Origin of the sequence: Streptomyces sp. NBC_00203 (genome assembly GCF_045206325.1) — a bacterium.
GTDB classification, from domain to species: domain Bacteria; phylum Actinomycetota; class Actinomycetes; order Streptomycetales; family Streptomycetaceae; genus Streptomyces; species Streptomyces lutosisoli.
In genome coordinates this window covers 9,448,861-9,469,522 of record NZ_CP108126.1, presented here as the reverse complement: position 1 = coordinate 9,469,522, position 20,662 = coordinate 9,448,861, and the positions used below count along the sequence as shown (strand labels likewise).

The window sequence follows — 20,662 nt, the reverse complement described above, 5'->3', positions numbered from 1 at the left end:
AGCACCATGTCCGCCATCGACGCACAGGACCTGATCGAGCGCTACATAGGCGTGTGGAACGAGCCCGACCCCGAGATCCGCCGCAAGACCGTCCACGAACTGTGGGCGGACGACGGTCTGCACATCCTGCGGCCGCCCCAGGAGATGCACGAGCGGGCGGTGGGCCTCGGCTTCGCCACCGCCGCGCTGGAGGCCCGCGGCCACGACGAGCTGCACGCACGCGTGACGCGCGCCTACGAGGAGTTCGTCGCCCCGGGGACGTATGTCTTCAGGATCCAGGAGGCCGCCCGGCAACTGCGTGACGTGATCACGTTCCGCTGGGAGTCCTTCCACACCGGGGAGGGACAACCGACGGGCGGTGGCCTGGAGTTCCTCGTCGTCGGCGAGGACGGTCGCATCAAGGTCGACTACCAGTTCGTGGACTGATCCGCGCGCGGGGCGCCGCGGTGCCGTCCAGCCGGAGAGACCGGAGGGAGCGGCCTCCTCCGGCGCTGTCCCCGGCGGAGGATAGGGTTGCCGCGTGGCGAGAGTGCGGTTGAGCGTGGCGGAGCGGCGTGAGGACTTGCTGCGGGCTGCCGTCGAGCAGATCGAGGCGCGGGGTGTGGCGGCGGTGCGGATCGCCGACGTGGCCTCCTCGCTCGGGGTGAGCAACGCGCTGGTGCTGTACCACTTCTCGACGAAGGAGAAGCTGGTGGCCGCCGCGTTCACCTACGCGGCCGAGGACGACCTCGCCCATCTGCGTAAGCTGCTCGGCCGTCGTACGACGGCGCTGCGGCGGCTGCGGGCGGCCGTGCGCTGGTACGCGCCGACCGGGCAGGCCAAGGGCTGGCGGCTGTGGATCGAGGGCTGGGCGGCGGCGCTGCGCGAGCCCGCGCTGCGGGAGGTCACCTGTGATCTCGACCGGCAGTGGAAGGCCGCGATCATCGAGGTCATCGCGGAGGGTGTGGCCGCGGGCGAGTTCCACTGCCCGGATCCCACGGGTGCGGCCCTGCGGCTCACCGCGCTGCTGGACGGACTGGCCGTCCAGATGACGGCGTACGCGGGCGCGGTGTCACGGGCACGGACCCATGAGTGGGTGGACGAGGCGCTCGCTCGCGAACTGGGACTTGAGCGGCAGGCGTTGGTGGCGGCGGTGCGCTGAGGCGCGCCCAAGCGCACCGCCGGCAGTCCGGTGCGCCAGGTGCGGGTGCGTCGTGGCTGGTCGCGCCCACGCGGCGGAGCCGCGTGACGTCACAGCCCCGCGCCCCTTCACCACCGTCCGTCCCCCTCAGTCCAGCTCGTACACCGCTGTCACCGTGATCGTGTCCCGGATCTCCCCGGGAGCCACCGGTACGCCCGCCCCACCCTGGTCGAAGGCGGCCGCCGCGATGGGCACGGGACGGAGGTCGCCGCTGCCGCTCTCGGTGAGGGAGACGAGCCGGCCGAGGCGCCGTCCGCTGAGGCGGGCGTAGTCCAGGGCCTTCGTATGGGCGTCGTCGTGCGCGGCCTCGCGGGCGCGGGAGTGCAGCGGGGCCGGGTCGGCGATGTCGAAGGCGACGGAGTGAATGCGGCCCGCGTCTCCGGTCGCGTCGGTGATGGCCTGGAGGACCGCACCCGTCGTACCGATGGCACGGACCTTCACCGAGAACGACTGCGCGGCCTCGTAGCCCGTCAGCTGGGAGACGCCGTTCTGGTCCTCGTAGACCGGGGACAGCGAGATGCTCTCGGTACGGATGTCCCGCTCTTCGATGCCTTGGGCGCGTACGGCGTCGAGCAGGGCGTTCGACGCGACGCTCTGCGCGGCGAGCGCCTCCTTCGACGTCTTGGCGATGACGTCGACACCCGCGCCGATGACGGCGATGTCCGGCGCGGCGGTGGCGCTGCCCTGGCCGGTGACGGTGACCGTCGAGGGGGTGGGCTCGGCGCTCAGCCCGGGGCGGCTGGCCAGCGCGAACGCGGGTGCCGTCGCGGTCTGCGGAAGGGTGAGGGCGAGGAGGGTCACGGCGAGTGCGGTGGACGCGCGGAGGGCGGGCATGCGGAGTTTCCTTCGGGCGCCGCCCCTCGGGACGTCGGGGCGGTTCGCGGTCATCCCAGCACCGCCGACCGCGCCCCGCCCCGCGCCACTCCCGCGCTGTCACCTCACCGGTCGAGCCACCGGCGGCCCGTCCCGGCGCCGCTTCTGCCGCTCAGGCCACCGATTCGATCCGCATCTTGATGTCGTCGGGCGAAAGAGCCCCCTTGGCCGCCACGTGGTCCCCCGACGACTCCCCGCGCAACCTCCGCCCGATCCACGGAACCAGGTACTCGCGCGCCCAGTGGATGTTGTCGCGCCGCATTTCGAGCGTGCCGCGCGGAGGCAGCGGCGGCCAGGGCTGGTCCGGGTCGGCGGGCACTTCGAGGCCGAGGACCTGGCCGGCGCGGAGCGCGACCCTGGTGTGGCCCTCGGGTGAGAGGTGCAGGCGGTCGCCGTCCCAGGCACGGCGGTCCTGGATCGTCTTGAGCGACCACAGGTCGAGGACGGGACAGCCGTACCGGTCCGCTATGGCCCGCACATGTCCGTTGTACGTGGCGATCTTGCCGCGCAGATGCTTGAGCACGGGGACGCCACGGGTGTCGAAGCCGGTGGTCACCAGGACGGTGCCGACGGCGGCGGTGAGGTCGGCGATCGCGCGCTCGAAGCGCTCCGCGACCTCGTCGGGGTCGGTGCCGGGCCGGATGATGTCATTGCCGCCCGCACAGAACGAGACCAGATCCGGGGCGAGTTCCTTCGCCCGCTGGAGCTGGTCCTCGACGATCTGGTCGAGCAGTTTGCCGCGCACGGCGAGATTGGTGTAATTGAAGTCGCCTTCGGGCCGCCGGTCCGCGAGAAGTACCGCGAACCGGTCGGCCCAACCGACAAATGCCCCGTCAGGGCCGGGGTCGCCGACGCCTTCGGTGAAGCTGTCCCCCACCGCCACGTACGACCCGATCACTGATCTGATGTCACTCTTCGAATCGTCTGCCACATCGGCCCATGATTCACCTTTCGATGTGAGCTACGCGACCGTAAGGAAGGGTTGACGGATGGTGAGATAAACCACTCGTCAAGTGTTGTCCAAACTCGGAATAAGCCTCTGATCAGGGGCGTTGAGACAGCCGCCACACACGGAAGTCGGTAATCCGGAAGTGGCTCCACACGGTCCGAAACGCGAAGTGCCCACTCGTGTAAGGCTCCGGGTCGGTGTAGTCGAAGACCAGTCGCCCGTTGTTCCACCATTGCACGAGGGAGCCGTCCGAGACGATCCGCACGCGGTTCGGCTCGTTCGCCGTGAGCAGCGGTTGCGTGTAGTCGTAGATCAGCGGCCGGACGCCCGCCTCGCCGACGTACCGGCGCAGCCGTGTCGTGGTGTTGGTGTTGGCGCCGTATCCCACGTAGTAAGTCTTGAGATAGTCGTACTCCGCGAGGGCACCGGCCCGGGGTGTGGCGAAGAGGTCGTCCGGGGAGCGTACGTCGACGGCGTTCCAGAAGTTGTTCAGGTCGGAGACCCGGTCGTTGACGCCGCCCTCGGAGACGGGTGTGGCGGTGTACTCGATGGCGTACGGCCCTTCGAGCTTCCGCTTGAACCAGACCGTCGCGCCGCTGGGTACGTCGATTTCCAGGACGCCGCGCGAGGCGGTGACCGTGCCGCCGTCCTGGAGTTCGGTGGCCCACTGTCCGAGTCCGTGCCGGAAATCGTCGGCGGCGAGCAGCCGTCCGTGACGGTGCCGGGGCGAGGCGCTCGCGTCCTGGGCCGGGACGAGCGCGGCCAGGGCGGCACCGGCGGCGAGTGCGCCGAAGGCTCTACGAGTGGTCGTCATGCGAGGCGTCTCCTTCAGTCGTGGTGATCGTCGAGGTGGTGGTGATCGCGGGCTTCGGCACCCGCCGGGTCCCGGCGCCCAGGTAGTAGTCCGTGTACGTCGACTGGAGATAGCCGCGCACGGTCCAGCCGAGGCGGTACTCGGGGTTCTGGGCGAGCGTGTAGATGCGGGTCTTCGTCGGTTCGGTGGTGGTGTAGAGGCGCAGCGCGGTGTGGTCGCCGGTCTCGGCGAGGATCTCCTCGCGCCAGTCGCCGAGCAGGTCGCCGTAGAACGGGGTCGCGTTGCGGGCGCCGGAGACGACGCCGTCCGGGTCGAAGAGCCTGGCGCTGGTCTCGGTCTTCGGGTCCCACTTGTCGACGTGCGTGGAGTCGAGGAGTTCGGCGCCCTTGTCGCCGTCCCACCAGATGCGGAAGTTGACGCTGGGGGTGGTCGCGGAGACCTTGCCGTCCTGGACGTTGAAGACGCCGGCGCCGGGCCGGGTGACGTCGGCCGTGGAGGTCCAGTACTCGTAGCCGGGGTGGGACGGGTCGATGTCGGCGGCGCTGCCCCGGCCGACGTCGAGGTCGGCGTCGCTGGTCGGGTTCGCCGGGTGTTCGCCGGTCACCAGGCGCTCACCGGTGTCGGCGTCGTAGTAGTACCAGGGGAACTTCGATACGACGCCCAGTTCGGACTGCTGGATCGCGAAGCCCTCCAGGCCCGGCCGGTCGGGGTCCAGGTCGGCGATGTCGAAGCGGTCGCCGTGTCCGGCGCCGTCGACCACGTACCGCAGCGTGCCGTCGCTGTTGACGACGTAGTTGCCATCGGCGATCTCGTCCTTGCCGTCCTGGTCGACGTCGACGGTCCGGATCTGGTGGAAGCTGGTGGCGCCGCTGCCGGACGGGACGACGTACTTCCAACGCCGGGTCAGATCGGTCCCGTCGAAGTCCCAGGTCTGGAAGAGGATCCGGAAGGAACCACGCCTGGCGCCCACTCGCGTGACCAACTTCGTGACCAGGCTGGGGTGTTCGCCGTCGAGGTACGCGATCCCGAAGTGGCCGCCGGAGGGGCCGTCGGCCACGAAGTCGTCGGGCACGGGCTGCCGGGTGCGCTCGGTGCCCCTCTCGCCGTCGATCACCGAGATGAACTGGTTCGCGGGCGAGTCGGCCGTCACCTTCGAGCCGTCCGCGAAGGTGGTCCCGTCGGCCGTGTGCACCAGCACCTCGGCCTTCCCGTCGCTGTCGAGGTCGTAGACGGTGACGTTGTCGTCGTTGCGATAGCCGCCGATCGCCGTCGAGCCGCTGATCGCGGCGGGCGCAGGGTCGTTGGCGCCGTTCCCGGACACCTGGGTGTACGAGCCGGGGCCGAGGTCGACGCGCCACAGGCGTTCGCCGGTGAGCGTGTACGCCTCCAGGAGGTCGGGCTCGGTCCGGTCGGTGGCGAGGCGGCTGACGACGAGCTCGTACCGCCCGTCCCCGTCGAGGTCCCCGGGCCAGGCGTGCTGCACGGTGTAGCCGTCGGCGGTGGCGAGCGGGATTTCCGCGTACCCCTCGGCGAAGTCGAGCGCCGCCGAACTCGGCTTCTGCTCATGACCGTTGACGACGGCGCGCACGGTGTACGTGCCCGTGCCGGGGCTGTTGTCCTGGTAGGTGGTCGACTTGGTGACCGGTTCGCGGTTGAGCCGTCGGCCGCCCTTGTAGACGTTGAACGCGATGGCGTTCCCGTAGCGTGCGTACTCCGTGCCGAGCAACCGCCAGCTCAGGAAGGTGCCTTGGCCGGAGGGGACGGCGACCAGGCCGCGGTCGAGGTTCTCCACGACGCGGCGCGTGGAGGCTTCGGCGCCCTGAGACGGGGTGGCGACGAGGCCGGCCAACAGCGTGGCGGCGGCGATCGCTCCGAGTCTTCGAGGTCTCACGATGTCAGTGCTCCTTGCTCTTGATCAGTGAAGCGAGCCGGTCGGCCACCTTGCGATGGCCCTGGGCATTCGGGTGGACGGTCCCGTTGAAGTCCCCGTCATCCGGGGAGATCCAGCCGGTGGTGTCGACGAACTCGACGTGCGGGTTGGCGAGTTCACTGACGACGGCGGCGATGTCGTCGGCGTGCGCGCCGTTGAAGGGGCGCAGCGCGAGCACGCGGGCGTGCGGGGCGGCCGACCGCAGCCGGTCCAGGTACGCCCGGTAGGCGGCCCGGAACTCCTCCGTGCCGTACGCCGCGTCGTTCGTTCCCTGGTTCACGACGATCACATCGGCGCGGCGGTCCGAATCCGCCCTGGAATCCGCGTAGTTCCAGGCGTACGCGTCCCCGGCGGCCGGGACTCCCCCGTTGCCGGTCTGGAGGACGCCCTGTCTGCCGAAGCCGACCTGGGTGAGGGAGCCGTGCAGGTCGTCGGCGACCAGGGTCGGATAGGCGGCCGTGCCGTCGGCGCAGTCGGAGGTGTTCACCTCGCACAGCGCCATGACGCCTTGGGTGATGGAGTCGCCGTAGAAAGGCCAACCTGGTCCCTGGCAGCGGGTGTTGGGGAAGCAGGCGCGCGCCCTCGTCCAGCCGTAACCCGGTGAGGACGACTCCCGTCTCCAGAGGCGGAGTCCAGCGGTCGGCCCGCGAGAAGACGTCCTTCACGGAGATCTCGGCGGTATGCGTCCCCCGGCCCGTCAGGGCGATGTCGAGGTCGTCCCGGTCGACGGCGTACAGCCGCTTCGGCCCACCGTCCACCGACACGTAGATCTGCGCCGGCACGGTGATCGACGAGACGTCGAAGAGGGCGTGCAGGGTACCGCCGGTGAAGCGTAAGCGGAGCCGCGAGCCGGAGTTGACGGTGGTCGCGGACGTCGCCGTCCTCCCCCAGTGCCCTTCGTAGGCAAGACGCCGGTCATCGGGGCGTACGACGTTCGAGGTGCCGGACACAGAGACGGGCGATGCGGACACCGGAGGAGTCAGCGCGCACAGCACACCGGCCGTCACCGCCCCGATCAGGAACGTACGTCTCATGACGGGATCCGATCGCCGATGAGCGCCAGGTTCTGGATCGCCGCGAGGGCCCACTGCGCCGAGGAGTTGGTGGAGATCCAGGGAATCTCCTCGGTGGTACGGAGCACGGCCGGGGTCTTGATGGTCACGCGCGACCAGTCGTTGGACGGGAAGTACGTGTCGGTGCCGGTGTAGAACTCGTTCCACGCGCGCTTGGCCAGCGTCGGATCGTCCTTGCGCCGCGCCGCGTAAGCCGTGATCCGGGAGTGCGCGGCGGGCAGCGCGGACTTCCAGGTCGAGCCGGTCAGCGCGGTCTTCTCGGCGTTCGTGGCGTTGTAGTACTGCGCGTAGTCCAGCCAGGCGGCGGCGAATTCGGGCTCGTCGTCGCCGAGCAGGGAGACGATCTCGCTGTTGGTCTCGACGAGTCCGAAGACGGCGGACAGATGCGAGACATTCACCGCCTTGTCCGTCGTGACCGCGAACTTACCGGTGCTTGCGTCGAGAAGACCGGCGCCGGTGAAGAAGCCGCCCGGCTGGGCGGCGATCGTCCGCAGGGAGTTCACCAGTTTCGTACGGGCCTTGTCCGCGTGCGGGCCGCGTCGCTCCCACTCGGTGAGCCAGGCCGCCGACAACCCGCCCCAGTCGGTGCCGAATCCGACGGACAGGGCGTGCCGGTCGCCGGGTGTGTAGCCGTCGGCACGGACCTTGCGCTGCGGGTCGACCGCCAGGAACGTCAGCTCCACGTCGACGAGTTCGCGCAGCAGGTCGCCGGTGCGCTCGTCGCCCGTGAGGAAGTAGTAGAAGCGGCGGTTGGCGGCCGTGGAGATACGGACCTGCTTGGCACTGTCCGCGTAGTGCTGCACCCCGTGCCGGGTGCCGAGCCCGGCCCACTTCCCCAGGTGGTACACGTCGACCTCACCGGTGTGCCGCGTCATGGCCTCCGCGAAGCGGAACACCTCGGCGGAGCCGGTGCGCAGGAAGTGGTACCAGAGCCACAGGTCGGTGCCCAGCTCGGAGTTGTCCCAAGCGAAGCCGCCGACGTCGTAGCGCCAGACGTGCCGGTCGTTGTCGTAGGTGTGCTGCACGTCGCCGTAGTCGAGGAAGCCGTACCAGCGGCGGTCCTCCCGCTGGTCGCGGTAGTAGGCGAAGAGGTCGTCGAGGTGGTCCTCGATGACCTCGCGGGCCGCGTTCGAGCGGTCGACCGGCGCCCAGTCGCCGAAGATCCCGGCGGAGTGCAGGCGTTCGGGGGTGGCGGTGAGCAGCGGCGGGGTGGCGACGGCAACGGCCTGCGCCGCGAGATCCGCCGCGCTCGGGGTCGACTCGTGGGCCCAGAAGGTCAGTTCACTGGTCCGGGCGATCCCGTACGGGGTCCCGAAGCCCGGCTCGTAGTCCTCGTACGTGATCTCCAGGCCCTCGGCCTGCTTCTCGTACGTGTCCTGGCCGAGGCCGTCGTGGTAGAAGCGCAGGTCGAGCGGTTGCGCCTCGGGCGAGTAGAGCCAGAGGGTGACCTCGGCCGTGTCCGTGGCGGCGCCCCTGATGTCGAGCTGCGTGGGGTGCCGTTGCCAGAAGTCCCGCAGCCCGAAGGAGAGTCCGCCGCTCGGGCCGCCGACATGGCCGAAGCCACCGGCCCGCCGTCCTGCCGCGGCCTGGATCCAGCCGTGTCCGTCCTTGGTGCGCTTGCGGATCACATAGCCGTCGGCCGTCGGCTGGGTGAGCGTGAAGTCGCCCCACCGCGGGATGTACGCGAGGCGGCTCGACACGCGGGTGTCCCAGGTCGAGGTGTCGGGCAGCTTCTCGCCGGCGATCTGCGCGGTGCGCACCGCCTCGCCGGGATCCCTGCGCAGTCCCGTGACGCCCTGGACCGCCTCGCTGAAGAGACCCCCGCCGGAGTCGGCGAGGCGGATGTGGCGGTCGTACGGCTGATCGTTCAGCGGCACGGAGAAGCGGACACCGAGGCCTCGCAGGAAGTCGCCGTCCGCCTTGCCCGGCTCCTGCTCGCCGTCCCAGACGAAGGAGTGCACCAGCCGGAAGGACTCGGCACCGGCGTGGAAGGAGAAACGCAGCACGAAGGGCAGCCAGCCCCGGCCGCCGCGCCGGTGCCTGCCCTCGACCCGGATGACGGCGCGGACCGGCCCGTCCTGCTCGACCTCGGTCTTCTCGATCCGGCCCGTGAAGTCCTCCGTCGCGACGCCGTCACGCAGCGAACCCTGGCGCAGGGCGACCAGCCGTCCGTCCCGGGCGATCTCGGCCGCGCCACGTCGGACACTGCGTACGACGGTGTCGGAGCCCTTCGCGCCGAAGGCCACCGTGATGACACCGGTCGACACCTCGATCCGGCCGCCGGAGCGGGTGACTCTCAGCTGCTGCGAGGGAGCCGCCGGGGTACCCGCGGAGAGTTTGTACGTCTCGGCCTTGGGCGCGCCCGGCGCGATGGCGTGCGCCGTCCACTTCACCGAGCCGTCGGGCCAGTGGCCGGTGACCCAGCTCTGCACGGGCACCTCGTCGCCGGAGGCGGTGGCCAGCCGGAACGTCTGGTCGGGCTGGTGGGTGCCACGGGACCAGGGCACACCCCAGACGGTGCCCGCGTGGGTGGCGGGCGCCGTGCCCTCCAGCCAGTGCAACTCGGTGTCGCCCCCGGCTGACGGCGCGGCGGCGGCACCGCGGGAGAGCGCCCAGGAGAACGGGGTGGTGGCGGCCGCGGCTGCGGCGCCCTTGATGACGGTGCGTCGGTCGACGCCGGGCACAGGGACCTCCGAAGGCATAGAAAGCGCTTGCGGAGATCACTGTGGGGCCACTGTCGCACGCCTGTCGATACCTCGTGCAGGCATGCCACAGGACCGCAATGTGCCGATCATGAATCGCTCACGAAAGACCAAAGGCCGGACCCCGGGGATCGTGGGGTCCGGCCTTTGGCTGCTGTCCTGCCTTGGGGAGCAGGGAGTCCTGCCGTGGGGAGCAGGGAGGCGTGCCCTGGAGGGCACGTGGTCTGCCTTGGGGGGCAGGGAGTCGTGCCCTGGAGGCACATGGTCCGCCTTGGGGGGCGGCAGGGGGGGAAGGCGTCAGCCGACGGCGACACCGTGCGAGCGCAGGTACGCGACCGGGTCCACGTCCGAGCCGTAGTTCGGGGTGGTGCGGATCTCGAAGTGCAGGTGCGGTCCGGTGACGTTGCCGGTCGCGCCCGAGAGGCCGATCTGCTGGCCCTCGGTCACGGTCTGGCCCGCCGAGACGGAGAGCGCGGACATGTGGGCGTACTGGGAGTACTGGCCGTCGGCGTGCTGGATGACGACCTGGTTGCCGTACGCGCCGCCCCAGCCGGCCGAGACGACGGTGCCCGCGGCGATGGCCTTGATCGTGGTGCCGGTCGGGACCACGAAGTCCACGCCGGTGTGGTAACCGCTGGACCACATGCTGCCCGCCACCTTGTAGCCGGTGCCGACGGTGGCGCCCTCGACCGGCAGGGTGTAGCCGGAACTGTTGCTGGTGGAGGCGGTGTTGGCGGCCGGGGTGGCCGTGGCGGTGTCCGCGGCCGACGTCGTCGTCTTGGCCGACGAAGGCGTCGTCTTGGCGGACGACCGGGTGGCGCTGCCGGACGCGGCCTTCTTGCCGATCGTCAGCTTCAGACCGGGGTGGATCAGCGACGGGTCGCTGCCGACGGCCGAGCGGTTGTCGGAGTAGAGCTTCTTCCAGCCGCCGCTGACGTTCTGCTCGTCGGCGATCTTGGAGAGGTAGTCGCCGGCCTTCACCGCGTAGGTCTTCGTCCCGGCCGCCTTCTTGGCGGCGGCGGGAGCGGCGGTGGCGGCCTTCTCGGGGGTCTTCGCGACGGTGGCCGTCGGGGTCGCGGCATGGGCGCCGGTGGCCCCCATCAGAGGCAGCGCGAGCGCGGCGCCGCCGGTTCCGGCCACGGCGATCGAGCGGGTGAAACGCTGGGACTTGGGGCGGCGGTGCTTACCCTTCGCGGGCATGACGAGTTCCTCTCCGGCGCCTGCGGGGTGAGCTGTCGGGTGCGGGCTGGAGATGCCCGGCCGTGCTGCTGCGCGGCTGTACCCCTAGCCGTTCCGGAGACCGGAACAGGCACGGAACCTGTGGGTCCCCCGCTCCTGCCGTGTACGGGTGAGTGTGCGGGTTCCGGGCGGCGGCAGGATTGGGCGTCCGTCCGGATTGGGGCCGAACGTAGGCGAGATGAGAGCGCGGCGACAACCATGTGCCTTTTCTGTACGTCCGCCCTTCTTGATCCACGCCGGAATTCCGGTCACCCTCCGTGGATCGACGATCTTCCCGGCCCCTCAACCCGCCCGGGAATTCGGGCATGTTGCGAAATAGGGGTCGCAACACATCGTCACGAATATGACGCTGCTCACGCACCTCGACCCACGATGCTTTATTCCAGGGCCAGTTGGAATGAAGCCGTTAATTCGGACAGAACAGTCACATGCGACGCAGCCGGATAACTGCCGCATCGAGATCCCCGCGCAGCCCCGTCCGCACCCCGTGATGCAGCAGCACCGCACCCCGGTGCACTTCGCCCGTTTCGCGGCACTCATACGCTTGTGTCGGGTCGAGCCCGCGAAGCCGCAGCGGGGCGACCGGCTCGCCGTACCGCTGGGCCTGGAGCCAGGCGAGGACGACGGTCTCGTCGCCGTGGACGTACTGCACCGCGCTCAGCCCGCCCTCCGGGGGCCGCAACCGGTAGAGGTCGCCGCGTTGGACGACGGGGCGGATCTCCTTGTAGAGATCCACCCAGCCCCGCGCCTCGACGAGCTCCTCCTCGCTCCACTCGGCCAGGTCTCCGCCGACGCCGAGCACCCCGGCCATGGCGCTCACAAAGCGGAAGCGCAGCGAGCTGACCCGCCCGTTGAGCTGCGTGTTCGGGCTGTCCGTGACCCAGGCGGCCATGATCCGGGCCGGGTGGATCTGACCGAAGCCGTGCTGGATGGCGAGCCGGTCGAGCGGGTCGGTGTTGTCGGAGGTCCACACCTGGTCCGTACGCGCCATGACGCCGAGGTCGATGCGGCCGCCACCGCCCGAGCACGACTCGAAGGCGACCTCGGGGTGCGCGGCCCGCAACCGGTCGAGAAGGGCGTACAGGGCGTCCACGTGCTCGACCCACAGCTTCTGCGGGTAGCGCTCGCCGGGCCAGCCGGCGTCCGTGAAGCAACGGTTGAAGTCCCACTTCACATAGTCGATCGGCGCACTGGAGAGCAGGCCGTCGAGCTGGCCCCACAGGTACTCCTGGACGTCCGGGCGGGCGAGGTTCAGTACGAGCTGATTGCGGTACTCCGTCCTGGTTCGCCCTGGCTGGAACTGCACCCAGTCCGGGTGGGCGCGATACAGCTCGCTGTCCGGATTGACCATCTCCGGCTCGACCCAGATACCGAACTGCATCCCGAGCCCGTGCACGTAGTCGCCGAGCGGCTTGAGCCCCGCCGGGAAGCGGTCCGGGTTGGGGGTCCAGTCGCCGAGCCCGGCGCGATCGCTGGTCCGCGTCCCGAACCAGCCGTCGTCGACCACGAACAGCTCGACCCCCATCGCCGCGGCCCGCCGCGCCAGCACCCCCTGCTGGTCCTCGGAGATGTCGAAGGTGGTGGCCTCCCAGGAGTTGAACAGCACCGGCCGGTCCTGGTCCGCGTCCGGGATGACGTACGCGCGCTGGTAGGCGTGCCAGGCCCGGCTCGCCCCGCCGAAGCCGCCGTCGCTCCGCAGTCCGGCGAAAACGGGGGTGGTGAACGACTCCCCCGGCTCCAGCCGCAGCAGCCCGGAATCGTCGTACCCGGCGCCGCCGGAGATCTGCACGCGCGCGTCGGGGAGCTGGGCCACGGCGATCCGCCACGAGCCGGACCAGCCGAGCGCGCACCCGTACACCTCGCCGCTCTCCTCGGTCGCCTCGCTGTCGAGGGCGACCCAGGGCAGGTGCTGGTGACCGGTGTGTCCGCGCCGGCTGCCGATGACCTTCTCACCGTAGGTGAGGGGGGCGCGCACGAGCCGGGACTCGGCCGCCCAGCGCCCGTGCAGCTGGGACAGCCGCCAGCCGTCGCGCTCGGGCAGTGTCCAGGTCGCGGAGTCGGCGCGCAGCAGCTCCAGGGCGGGACCCTGGTTGGCGAGGGTCACCCAGCGTTCGACGACATCGCCGCGCATCCGGTAGTGCAGGGTGACGCCGAGCCCGGCGTCCGAGAAGCGCAGCCGCAGCTCGTCGCCGTCCGCCTCGTGCTCCTCGAAGCGCCACTCGGTGCCGCGCCGCTCGTCCGTCCGCACGGAGAGGGCGGGGCGTACGAAGCGGGGGCCGCCCTCGACCGGGTACTCCTCGCGCCCGTCGAGCGGAGACTCGAAGGGCCAGTACTGCGGCGCGGGCAGGGCGGCGAACGCCTCGGCGTCGACGAGCGCGATCCGTGGGCCCCAGTGCAGATGCAGCAGCTCGTCGACGTCGGTGAGCTGTAGCGCGTAGCTGCTCGTCGGCCCCGAAAGAAGCCAGGTACGACCGTCCGTGCCGACCTCGATCATCAGTCCCCCACAGATTCAAACAGGTGCGATCAGGTCCCAACATCATCATGGGCTCGGCGCCCTGAAGGCAACGGCTGTGGACAACTCATTGCCCCAGGAACCTATGTCGTATCGTCGAGAGCGCAACCTCCGTCGGCAGGCAACGCCGAGCAGCGCCGACGGCCGAAGGGGAGGAGCCCCAGTGACGCAGCAGGTCCCGTCGACCGAGCCCGAGCTGGCAGGAGTTCGCAACTTCCGGGACGTGGGCGGCCTGCCCACCACGGACGGCCGGCGGGTGAAGCACGGCCGGCTGTTCCGCAGCGGCCACCTGGCGCACGCCACCGAGGAGGACGCCGCGTTCCTCTCCTCCCTGGGCCTGCACACGATCTTCGACTTCCGCAATGCCTCCGACCAGAAGCTGGAGGGCCCGGACGTCGAGCTGCCGGGCGTGCGGAACATGAATCTTCCGCTGACCGACCCGGCCGACGGCTCCGAGTTCTGGAAGATGGTCCGCGACGGCGAGATCGACCAGCTCCGCTCGATCCTCGCGGACGGCAAGGCCGCGAACCGCATGATCACCTCGTACCGCACGATCATCAAGGAGCGCACGGCCGAGCACTCCCAGGTGCTGCACGCGATGGCCGAGGAGAGCGTTCCGGCGCTGATGCACTGTGCGGCGGGCAAGGACCGCGCGGGCCTGTCGATAGCCGTGACGCTCCTCGCCGTCGGCGTCGAGCGCGACGCGATCGTGGCCGACTACCTGGAGTCGAACGCGAAGCACCGCCGCTACAAGGTGCATCGCAACGGCAGCTCCGCCTCCGCGTACTCCCCCGAGGTCATGGAGCTGCTGAGCCCGCTGTTCGACGCGCGCGCCGAGTACCTGACGGCGGCCTTCGAGACGATCGAGGAGACCTGGGGCGGGGTCGACCCCTACCTGGAGCGGGCGCTGCGGATCACCCCGGAACTGCGGGAGCGGCTGCGCGAGCGTCTGCTGGACTGAGCCGGCGCCGAAGGGGATCCACTGCCCGAGACGGATCTACTGGTTGTGCGCGCCCAGCGTGAACAGCAGGTAGATGAAGGCCGCGAAGAGGTGGCCGACGGCGACGTAGATGATCAGTCGCACCCACAGGGCGCGCGGGAACTTCTCCTCCAGGGACCACCGGGTGTCGGGCTTCGTGGGTTCGGTCATGACGTCTCTCCGGAGATCGGGTGCCCCGTCGCCGGGCCGAGGCACAGCGCGGCGGTGGGGCTCTGCAGCAGGGTGTGGACGAACAGGAGCTCGGCACCGCCGCGATCGGCGGCGGCGATGCGGTGCGGGGTGAGCGAGTCGAAGTGCGCGCTGTCGCCCGGCGCGAGCATGTGCGCGGTGTCCCCGAGGCGCAGCCGAAGCCGCCCCTGGAGGACGTACAGCCACTCCTCGCCGGGGTGGACGCGCACGATGTCGCCCTGCGAGCCGTAGGGAACGTGTACGCGCAGCGCCTGCATACCGCGACCGGGCGCGCCCGCCTGCCAGTAGGTCCAGCCGCCCGCGGAGGTCGGGTCCATGTCGGCGGCGCGCACGATCGCGTCCCGGTCGGCGACCGTCTCGCCGAGTAGTTCGGAGACCGTCGTACCGTAGATACGGGCCAGCGCGAGCAGCATGGGCAACGAGGGCTGGCGCTGCCCGGTCTCCAGACGGGAGAGGTGGGCGGGCGAGAGCCCGGCGGCGCGGGAGGCGGCCTCCAGGGTCAGGGAGGCACGGCGGCGCAGCTCACGCAGTTGTGGTGCGACGGCGGGAAGCTCGACGGACGGCTCTTCGACCGCCCCCGGCTCAGCAGGGCTCATGTGTTCATTGAGCCCGATGCTTGCCTCTGGGGCAATTTTCTTGCCCCAGAGGCAAAAAATCCCTCAGCGGTTCGCCACCGCCTGCTTCACGAGTGTCTTCCCGAAGTCCCACATCAGCCCGCCCCCGTTGTGCGCGTCGTCCATCACCGCGGTGAAGGCCTCGACGACGCGGTCCACGTCCCGCTCGCCGATGATCAGCGGCGGGATCAGCTTGATCACCTCCAGGTGGTCGCCGGAGACCTGGGTGAGGATGCGGTGCCGTTGCAGCAGCGGTACGACCACCATCTGCGCGAACAGGCCCTTGCGTGCGGCCTGCAGCATCGTCCAGCGGCTGCGCAGCTTCAGTGAGGTGGGCCGCCCGAACTCGATGCCGATCATCAGGCCCCGGCCGCGTACGTCACTGAGCAGCTCGTACTTGTCCACGAGGGCCGTCAGCCGGGACTTCAGCTGCTCCCCGGTGGCCCGGGCATTGGCCACGACCTGCTCGTTCTCCATCACGGAGAGCACGGCCAGACCGGCCGCCATGGCCTGCGCGTTCGACCCGAAGCTCGCCGAGTGGACGAGGACCCGGTCCATCGACGAGTAGACCTTCTTGAAGATCCAGTCCTTGCCGAGGGTCGCGCCGATGGGCACATAGCCGCCGGAGAGCGCCTTGGCCACGCACACCAGGTCGGGCTCGACTCCGTCCTCGTGCTGGTAGGCGTAGAAGTCCCCGGTCCGCCCGAGGCCGGTCTGCACCTCGTCGGCGATGAGCAGCGCCTTGTGCTTGCGCAGCAGCTCCTGGGCGGCGCGCAGATAGCCGGGCGGGGCCTCGTGCACGCCCTTGCCCTGGATGGGCTCGACGATGAGCGCGGCGACGTCGCCCTTCTTCAGCTCCCGGGCCAGGACGTCGAGATCGCCGAGCGGCACGGCGGTGTCGGGCAGCAGCGGGGCGAAGCCGTCGCGGAAGCCGTCCTCGCCGTTCACGGACAGGGAGCCGGTGGTCAGCCCGTGGAAGGCGTGCGAGCAGTACAGGATCCGCGGCTTCCCGGTGGCGTACCGGGCGAACTTCAGCGCGGTCTCGACCGCCTCCGTACCGCTGTTGCCGAAGAACACCCGGTCCAGGTGTGGGCTGTGGGCGAGCAGCTTCTCCGCGAGCAGGCCGGGCAGGGGCTGGCAGTCGAAGCGGGTGAGGTCGGCGAGCGAGGCATCCAGGACATCGTGCAGCGCCTTGCGGACGACCGGGTGGTGGCGGCCCAGGCCCATCACCCCGAACCCGGCGAGCATGTCCAGGTAGTCGTTGCCGTCCGCGTCCCAGAAGTGCGCACCCTCGGCCCGCTCGTACACCTTGTCGAAGCCGATGGTGTGCAGCATGCGCGGGAGCTGGTGGTTCAGGTACTTGGTGTGCAGCTCGTAGCGCTCGGCTCCACGCTCGGCGAGGAGCGCGCCGAGGTCGAACTCCCCCTTCTCAGCAGGGTCGCTCATTCCTGTTTCTCCTTGGACAACTCATCCTCGGACAGCGCGCCCTTCGACAGCGCGTCCTTGACGGCCAGGCCGGCACCGATCCGCCCGGCGATCTCGACGGGCGTGAGACCTATGTCGGCCAGCACCTCACCGCGCTTGGCGTGCGCGAGGAACTGCTCCGGGATGCCGAACCGCCGTACGGGTACGTCGACTTCGGCGTCCCCGAGCGCCAGCTCGACCGCCGCGCCGACACCGGCCGCCCGGCTGTTGTCCTCGACGACCGCGACGAGCCGGTGCTCGGCGGCCAGGCCGGGCAGCGACGGGTCTACGGGCTTGACCCAGCGCGGGTCGACGACGGTGCAGCCGATGCCGCGGGCTTCGAGCAGCTCGGCGGCCTGGAGGCAGACGGGCGCCATGACGCCGACGGCGACCAGGAGGACCTGCGGTGTCTCCGGGGAACGGTGCAGGACGTCGAGCCCGCCCACATGGCCGACCGCGGGAATCGCGGGCCCCACCGACTCCTTCGGGAAGCGGACGAGCGTCGGCGCGTCGTCGACGGCGACGGCCTCCCGCAGCTGGGCCCGCAGTTGATCGGCGTCGCGCGGCGCGGCGATCCTGAGGCCCGGCACGACCTGGAGGATCGACATGTCCCACATGCCGTTGTGGGAGGCCCCGTCGACACCGGTGACGCCGGCCCGGTCCAGCACGAAGGTCACACCGCAGCGGTGCAGCGCGACGTCCATCAGGAGCTGGTCGAAGGCCCGGTTGAGGAAGGTGGCGTAGACGGCGACGACGGGGTGCAGGCCGCCGGTGGCGAGCCCTGCCGCCGAGACCGTGGCGTGCTGCTCGGCGATGCCGACGTCCCACACCCGGTCGGGGAACCGCTCGGCGAACTTTCCGAGCCCCACCGGATGCAGCATCGCCGCCGTGATCGCGACGACGTCCGCGCGCTCCTCACCGATCCTGACGATCTCGTCGCCGAACACCGAGGTCCAGGAAGGCCCGTTGGAGGGCGCGAGCGGCTCGCAGGTGAGCGGGTCCATCACGCCGACCGTGTGGAAGTGGTCCTCCTCGTGCGCGAGCGCGGGCTCGTAGCCCCGGCCCTTCTCCGTCAGACAGTGAATGACCACGGGCCCGTGGAACCGTTTCGCGCGCCGCAGCGCGGACTCGACGGCCCCCACGTCGTGTCCGTCGATCGGCCCGACGTACTTGAGCCCGAGGTCCTCGAACATGCCCTGCGGCGCGAACGCGTCCTTGAACCCCTTCTTCGCGCCGTGCAGCGACTCGTAGAGGGTGTGTCCGACCACGGGTGTACGCAGCAGTACGTCCTTGCCCCAGGCGAGGACCTGCTCGTAACTGTCCGTCGTACGAAGCGTCGCGAGGTGGTTGGCGAGGCCGCCGATCGTCGGCGCGTACGAGCGTTCGTTGTCGTTGACGACGATGATCAGCGGACGGTCCTTGGCGGCGGCGATGTTGTTCAGCGCCTCCCACGCCATGCCGCCGGTCAGCGCGCCGTCGCCGATGACCGCGACGACATGGCCCTTCTCGCCCTGCACCTGACGGGCCTTGGCGAGCCCGTCCGCCCAGCCGAGCGCCGTGGAGGCGTGGCTGTTCTCGATGATGTCGTGCTCGGACTCCTCGCGCGAGGGGTAGCCGGACAGGCCGCCCTTGCCGCGCAGCTTGGAGAAGTCCTGACGTCCCGTCAGCAGCTTGTGCACATAACTCTGATGGCCGGTGTCCCACAGGATCCGGTCGTCGGGTGACTCGAAGGCCCGGTGGAGCGCGATGGACAGTTCCACCACTCCCAGGTTGGGCCCGAGGTGACCGCCGGTCCTGGCGACCGCGTGCACCAGGAACTCCCGTATCTCTTCGGCCAGTTCACCGATCTCCGCCTCGGACAGCGCCTTCAGGTCGCGTGGTCCCCGGATGTTCTCCAGAATCGTCACGCTCGGCCCCCTCTCGGTCCGTGCTGATCAACTCACGGTGACGGCCGGTTCTCCGGACGCGACGCCGTCGTGCTCCATCTGTTCGGCGATCTTCATCGCCTCATCGATGAGGGTCTCGACGATCTTCGACTCGGGTACGGTCTTGATGACCTCGCCCTTGACGAAGATCTGCCCCTTGCCGTTGCCGGAGGCGACCCCCAGGTCCGCCTCCCGCGCCTCTCCGGGGCCGTTGACGACGCAGCCCATGACCGCGACGCGCAACGGGACCTCCATCCCCTCCAGACCGGCCGTGACCTCGTCGGCCAGCTTGTACACATCGACCTGGGCGCGCCCGCAGGACGGGCACGAGACGATCTCCAGGCGCCGCTGACGCAGCCCGAGCGACTCCAGGATCTGCATGCCGACCTTGCACTCCTCGGCGGGCGGGGCCGACAGGGACACCCGGATCGTGTCCCCGATGCCCTCGCTCAGCAACGCCCCGAAGGCGACTGCCGACTTGATGGTCCCCTGGAACGCCGGACCGGCTTCCGTCACGCCGAGGTGCAGCGGGTAGTCGCACTGGGCGGCGAGCTGCCGGTAGGCGTTGACCATCACCACCGGGTCGTTGTGCTTCACCGAGATCTTGATGTCCCGGAACCCGTGCTCCTCGAAGAGCGACGCCTCCCACAGCGCCGACTCGACGAGCGCCTCGGGCGTCGCCCTGCCGTACTTCTGCAGCAGCCGCCGGTCGAGCGAGCCGGCGTTCACCCCGATCCGGATCGGGGTGCCCGCGTCCCTGGCGGCCCGCGCGATCTCCTTCACCTTGTCGTCGAACTGCTTGATGTTGCCCGGGTTCACCCGGACCGCCGCGCAGCCCGCGTCGATCGCCGCGAAGACGTACTTCGGCTGGAAGTGGATGTCCGCGATCACCGGGATCTGCGACTTTCGGGCGATGGTCGCGAGCGCGTCCGCGTCGTCCTGCGTGGGGCAGGCGACACGGACGATCTGGCAGCCGGACGCGGTGAGTTCCGCGATCTGCTGCAAGGTGGCCCCGATGTCCGACGTACGGGTCGTCGTCATCGACTGCACCGACACGGGTGCGCCGCCCCCGACCGCCACCGGTCCGACGTGGATCTGCCGCGACACACGGCGCTCCGCGATCGGTCGGACCGGCACCTCGGGGAGGCCCAAGGAAACGGCGGTCATGACGTCACCCGCGGCTTTCCGTGAAGGTCTCACGGGCGGCGCGCAGCGACTCCTTGAGGGAGCCCATGGTGGCGAGGACCGCGGTCGGCTCATAGCCGCAGTGCGCCATGCAGTTGGCACAGCGGTCGTCCTTGCCGCGGCCGTAGGAGTCCCAGTCGGTCTCCTCCAGCAGCTGCTTGTACGTCTGCACGTACCCGTCGCTCATCAGATAGCAGGGCTTCTGCCAGCCGAAGAGCGAATAGCTCGGGATCGCCCACGCGGTGCACGGGAAGTCGACCTTGCCCTCCAGGAAGTCCAGGAAGAGCGGGCTCTGGTTGAGCCGCCAGCGGCGCCGGTTGCCGCCCGCGAAGGCCTTCTTGAACAGTTCCCGCGTCTGCTGGACGCCGAGGAAGTGCTCCTGGTCGGGCGCCTTCTCGTAGGCGTAGGCGGGCGAGAGCATCATCTCGTCGACCTTCAGGTCGTCGTTGAGGTAGTTGAGGACCTCGATGATGGTCTGCGGGGTGTCGGTGTTGAAGAACGTCGAGTTGGTGGTCACCCGGAAGCCGCGCCGCTTGGCCTCCTTGATGGCCTCGACCGCCTCGTCGAAGACACCTTCCTTGGCGACGGATTCGTCGTGCCGCTCACGCAGCCCGTCGATGTGCACGGCCCACGCGAAGTACGGCGAGGGCTTGAACTTGTCCATCTTCTTGCGCAGCAGCATCGCGTTGGTGCACAGGAAGACGAACTTCTTCTTGGCCACCAACTGCCGCACGATCTCGTCGATCTGCGGGTGCATCAGCGGCTCACCGCCGGCGATGGACACCATCGGCGCGCCGGACTCGAGCACCGCGCCCACCGCCTGGGCCACGGGCATGCGCTGCTTGAGCACACCCGCCGGGTGCTGGATCTTGCCGCAGCCTTCGCAGGCGAGGTTGCACGCGAAGAGCGGTTCCAACTCGACCAGCAGCGCGAACTTGTCCCGCTTCCTGAGCTTCTGTTCAAACAGGTACGCAGCGACCTTCATGGTCTGCCGAAGGGGCATGGCCATCTGG

Annotated in this window: 16 protein-coding genes, 1 pseudogene and 1 riboswitch; of the genes and pseudogenes, 3 read left to right on the top strand and 14 right to left on the bottom strand. The window is 69.9% G+C overall.

Annotated elements, in window-relative coordinates:
* Positions 1 to 6: 6 nt before the first annotated feature.
* Positions 7 to 426: a hypothetical protein gene (locus OG975_RS41915; protein ID WP_406334851.1), complete on the top strand. Its 420-nt coding sequence runs from the start codon at positions 7 to 9 to the stop codon at positions 424 to 426.
* A 94-nt stretch (positions 427 to 520) separates the two neighbouring features.
* The gene (locus OG975_RS41910; RefSeq protein ID WP_406334850.1) at positions 521 to 1,141 is read left to right on the top strand and encodes a TetR/AcrR family transcriptional regulator; all 621 of its coding nucleotides are present in this window, start codon (positions 521 to 523) and stop codon (positions 1,139 to 1,141) included.
* A 126-nt stretch (positions 1,142 to 1,267) separates the two neighbouring features.
* Here the strand turns inward: OG975_RS41910 and OG975_RS41905 are convergent, their stop codons facing one another.
* The 8 genes and pseudogenes from OG975_RS41905 to OG975_RS41870 all read right to left on the bottom strand — a co-directional run bounded on the left by OG975_RS41905 (position 1,268) and on the right by OG975_RS41870 (position 13,254).
* Positions 1,268 to 2,014: an SIMPL domain-containing protein gene (locus OG975_RS41905; RefSeq protein ID WP_406334848.1), complete on the bottom strand. Its 747-nt coding sequence runs from the start codon at positions 2,012 to 2,014 to the stop codon at positions 1,268 to 1,270.
* A gap of 151 nt (positions 2,015 to 2,165) precedes the next feature.
* Positions 2,166 to 2,951, bottom strand: coding sequence for an SGNH/GDSL hydrolase family protein (locus tag OG975_RS41900; RefSeq protein WP_330309026.1), 786 nt, complete (start codon positions 2,949 to 2,951; stop codon positions 2,166 to 2,168).
* Between the two features lie 145 nt (positions 2,952 to 3,096).
* Positions 3,097 to 3,816: a DUF6250 domain-containing protein gene (locus OG975_RS41895; protein WP_406334847.1), complete on the bottom strand. Its 720-nt coding sequence runs from the start codon at positions 3,814 to 3,816 to the stop codon at positions 3,097 to 3,099.
* Positions 3,800 to 5,707 carry a hypothetical protein gene (locus OG975_RS41890; RefSeq protein WP_406334846.1) on the bottom strand — a complete coding sequence of 636 codons (1,908 nt, stop codon included), beginning with the start codon at positions 5,705 to 5,707 and terminating at the stop codon, positions 3,800 to 3,802. Before OG975_RS41890 ends, OG975_RS41895 begins: the two co-directional genes overlap by 17 nt.
* A gap of 4 nt (positions 5,708 to 5,711) precedes the next feature.
* Positions 5,712 to 6,266 (bottom strand): annotated as a pseudogene (locus tag OG975_RS41885) (GDSL-type esterase/lipase family protein); the annotation flags it as partial.
* A gap of 510 nt (positions 6,267 to 6,776) precedes the next feature.
* Positions 6,777 to 9,521 (bottom strand): Tat pathway signal sequence domain protein, encoded by a 2,745-nt coding sequence (locus tag OG975_RS41880; RefSeq protein ID WP_406334845.1) that lies wholly within the window; start codon positions 9,519 to 9,521, stop codon positions 6,777 to 6,779.
* A gap of 297 nt (positions 9,522 to 9,818) precedes the next feature.
* Complete coding sequence (locus OG975_RS41875; RefSeq protein ID WP_406334843.1) at positions 9,819 to 10,721, bottom strand: peptidoglycan DD-metalloendopeptidase family protein; 903 nt, start codon at positions 10,719 to 10,721, stop codon at positions 9,819 to 9,821.
* A gap of 4 nt (positions 10,722 to 10,725) precedes the next feature.
* Positions 10,726 to 10,882: riboswitch (cyclic di-AMP (ydaO/yuaA leader) on the bottom strand.
* A 302-nt stretch (positions 10,883 to 11,184) separates the two neighbouring features.
* Positions 11,185 to 13,254 carry an alpha-galactosidase gene (locus OG975_RS41870; RefSeq protein ID WP_406334842.1) on the bottom strand — a complete coding sequence of 690 codons (2,070 nt, stop codon included), beginning with the start codon at positions 13,252 to 13,254 and terminating at the stop codon, positions 11,185 to 11,187.
* 181 nt (positions 13,255 to 13,435) lie between these two features.
* On the opposite strand from OG975_RS41870, the gene OG975_RS41865 reads away from it, so the two are divergent.
* Entirely contained in the window at positions 13,436 to 14,233 is a 798-nt protein-coding gene (locus OG975_RS41865; protein WP_406334841.1) for a tyrosine-protein phosphatase, read from the top strand.
* 36 nt (positions 14,234 to 14,269) lie between these two features.
* On the opposite strand, the gene OG975_RS41860 is transcribed toward OG975_RS41865, so the two are convergent.
* The 6 genes from OG975_RS41860 to hpnH all read right to left on the bottom strand — a co-directional run bounded on the left by OG975_RS41860 (position 14,270) and on the right by hpnH (position 20,658).
* Positions 14,270 to 14,386: a DUF6126 family protein gene (locus OG975_RS41860; RefSeq protein WP_362501904.1), complete on the bottom strand. Its 117-nt coding sequence runs from the start codon at positions 14,384 to 14,386 to the stop codon at positions 14,270 to 14,272.
* Between the two features lie 32 nt (positions 14,387 to 14,418).
* Positions 14,419 to 15,057: a helix-turn-helix domain-containing protein gene (locus OG975_RS41855; protein ID WP_406334840.1), complete on the bottom strand. Its 639-nt coding sequence runs from the start codon at positions 15,055 to 15,057 to the stop codon at positions 14,419 to 14,421.
* 63 nt (positions 15,058 to 15,120) lie between these two features.
* Positions 15,121 to 16,521, bottom strand: coding sequence for an aspartate aminotransferase family protein (locus OG975_RS41850; RefSeq protein ID WP_406334839.1), 1,401 nt, complete (start codon positions 16,519 to 16,521; stop codon positions 15,121 to 15,123).
* Positions 16,518 to 18,446 carry a 1-deoxy-D-xylulose-5-phosphate synthase gene (gene dxs, locus OG975_RS41845; protein WP_406334838.1) on the bottom strand — a complete coding sequence of 643 codons (1,929 nt, stop codon included), beginning with the start codon at positions 18,444 to 18,446 and terminating at the stop codon, positions 16,518 to 16,520. The genes OG975_RS41850 and dxs overlap by 4 nt, the downstream gene beginning before the upstream one ends.
* 27 nt (positions 18,447 to 18,473) lie before the next feature.
* Positions 18,474 to 19,631 carry a flavodoxin-dependent (E)-4-hydroxy-3-methylbut-2-enyl-diphosphate synthase gene (gene ispG / locus OG975_RS41840; RefSeq protein WP_406334837.1) on the bottom strand — a complete coding sequence of 386 codons (1,158 nt, stop codon included), beginning with the start codon at positions 19,629 to 19,631 and terminating at the stop codon, positions 18,474 to 18,476.
* Positions 19,632 to 19,635: 4 nt separating this feature from the next.
* Complete coding sequence (gene hpnH / locus OG975_RS41835; RefSeq protein WP_381250444.1) at positions 19,636 to 20,658, bottom strand: adenosyl-hopene transferase HpnH; 1,023 nt, start codon at positions 20,656 to 20,658, stop codon at positions 19,636 to 19,638.
* Between the last annotated feature and the right edge of the window lie 4 nt (positions 20,659 to 20,662).

Bases quoted from the DNA above. Each gene is read 5' to 3' on its own strand.
- OG975_RS41895 (WP_406334847.1), bottom strand. From the start codon at position 3,816: ATGACGACCACTCGTAGAGCCTTCGGCGCACTCGCCGCCGGTGCCGCC.
- hpnH (WP_381250444.1), bottom strand. From the start codon at position 20,658: ATGGCCATGCCCCTTCGGCAGACCATGAAGGTCGCTGCGTACCTGTTT.
- OG975_RS41875 (WP_406334843.1), bottom strand. From the start codon at position 10,721: ATGCCCGCGAAGGGTAAGCACCGCCGCCCCAAGTCCCAGCGTTTCACC.
- OG975_RS41850 (WP_406334839.1), bottom strand. From the start codon at position 16,521: ATGAGCGACCCTGCTGAGAAGGGGGAGTTCGACCTCGGCGCGCTCCTC.
- ispG (WP_406334837.1), bottom strand. From the start codon at position 19,631: ATGACCGCCGTTTCCTTGGGCCTCCCCGAGGTGCCGGTCCGACCGATC.
- OG975_RS41855 (WP_406334840.1), bottom strand. From the start codon at position 15,057: ATGAGCCCTGCTGAGCCGGGGGCGGTCGAAGAGCCGTCCGTCGAGCTT.
- OG975_RS41880 (WP_406334845.1), bottom strand. From the start codon at position 9,521: ATGCCTTCGGAGGTCCCTGTGCCCGGCGTCGACCGACGCACCGTCATC.
- OG975_RS41905 (WP_406334848.1), bottom strand. From the start codon at position 2,014: ATGCCCGCCCTCCGCGCGTCCACCGCACTCGCCGTGACCCTCCTCGCC.
- OG975_RS41915 (WP_406334851.1), top strand. From the start codon at position 7: ATGTCCGCCATCGACGCACAGGACCTGATCGAGCGCTACATAGGCGTG.
- OG975_RS41870 (WP_406334842.1), bottom strand. From the start codon at position 13,254: ATGATCGAGGTCGGCACGGACGGTCGTACCTGGCTTCTTTCGGGGCCG.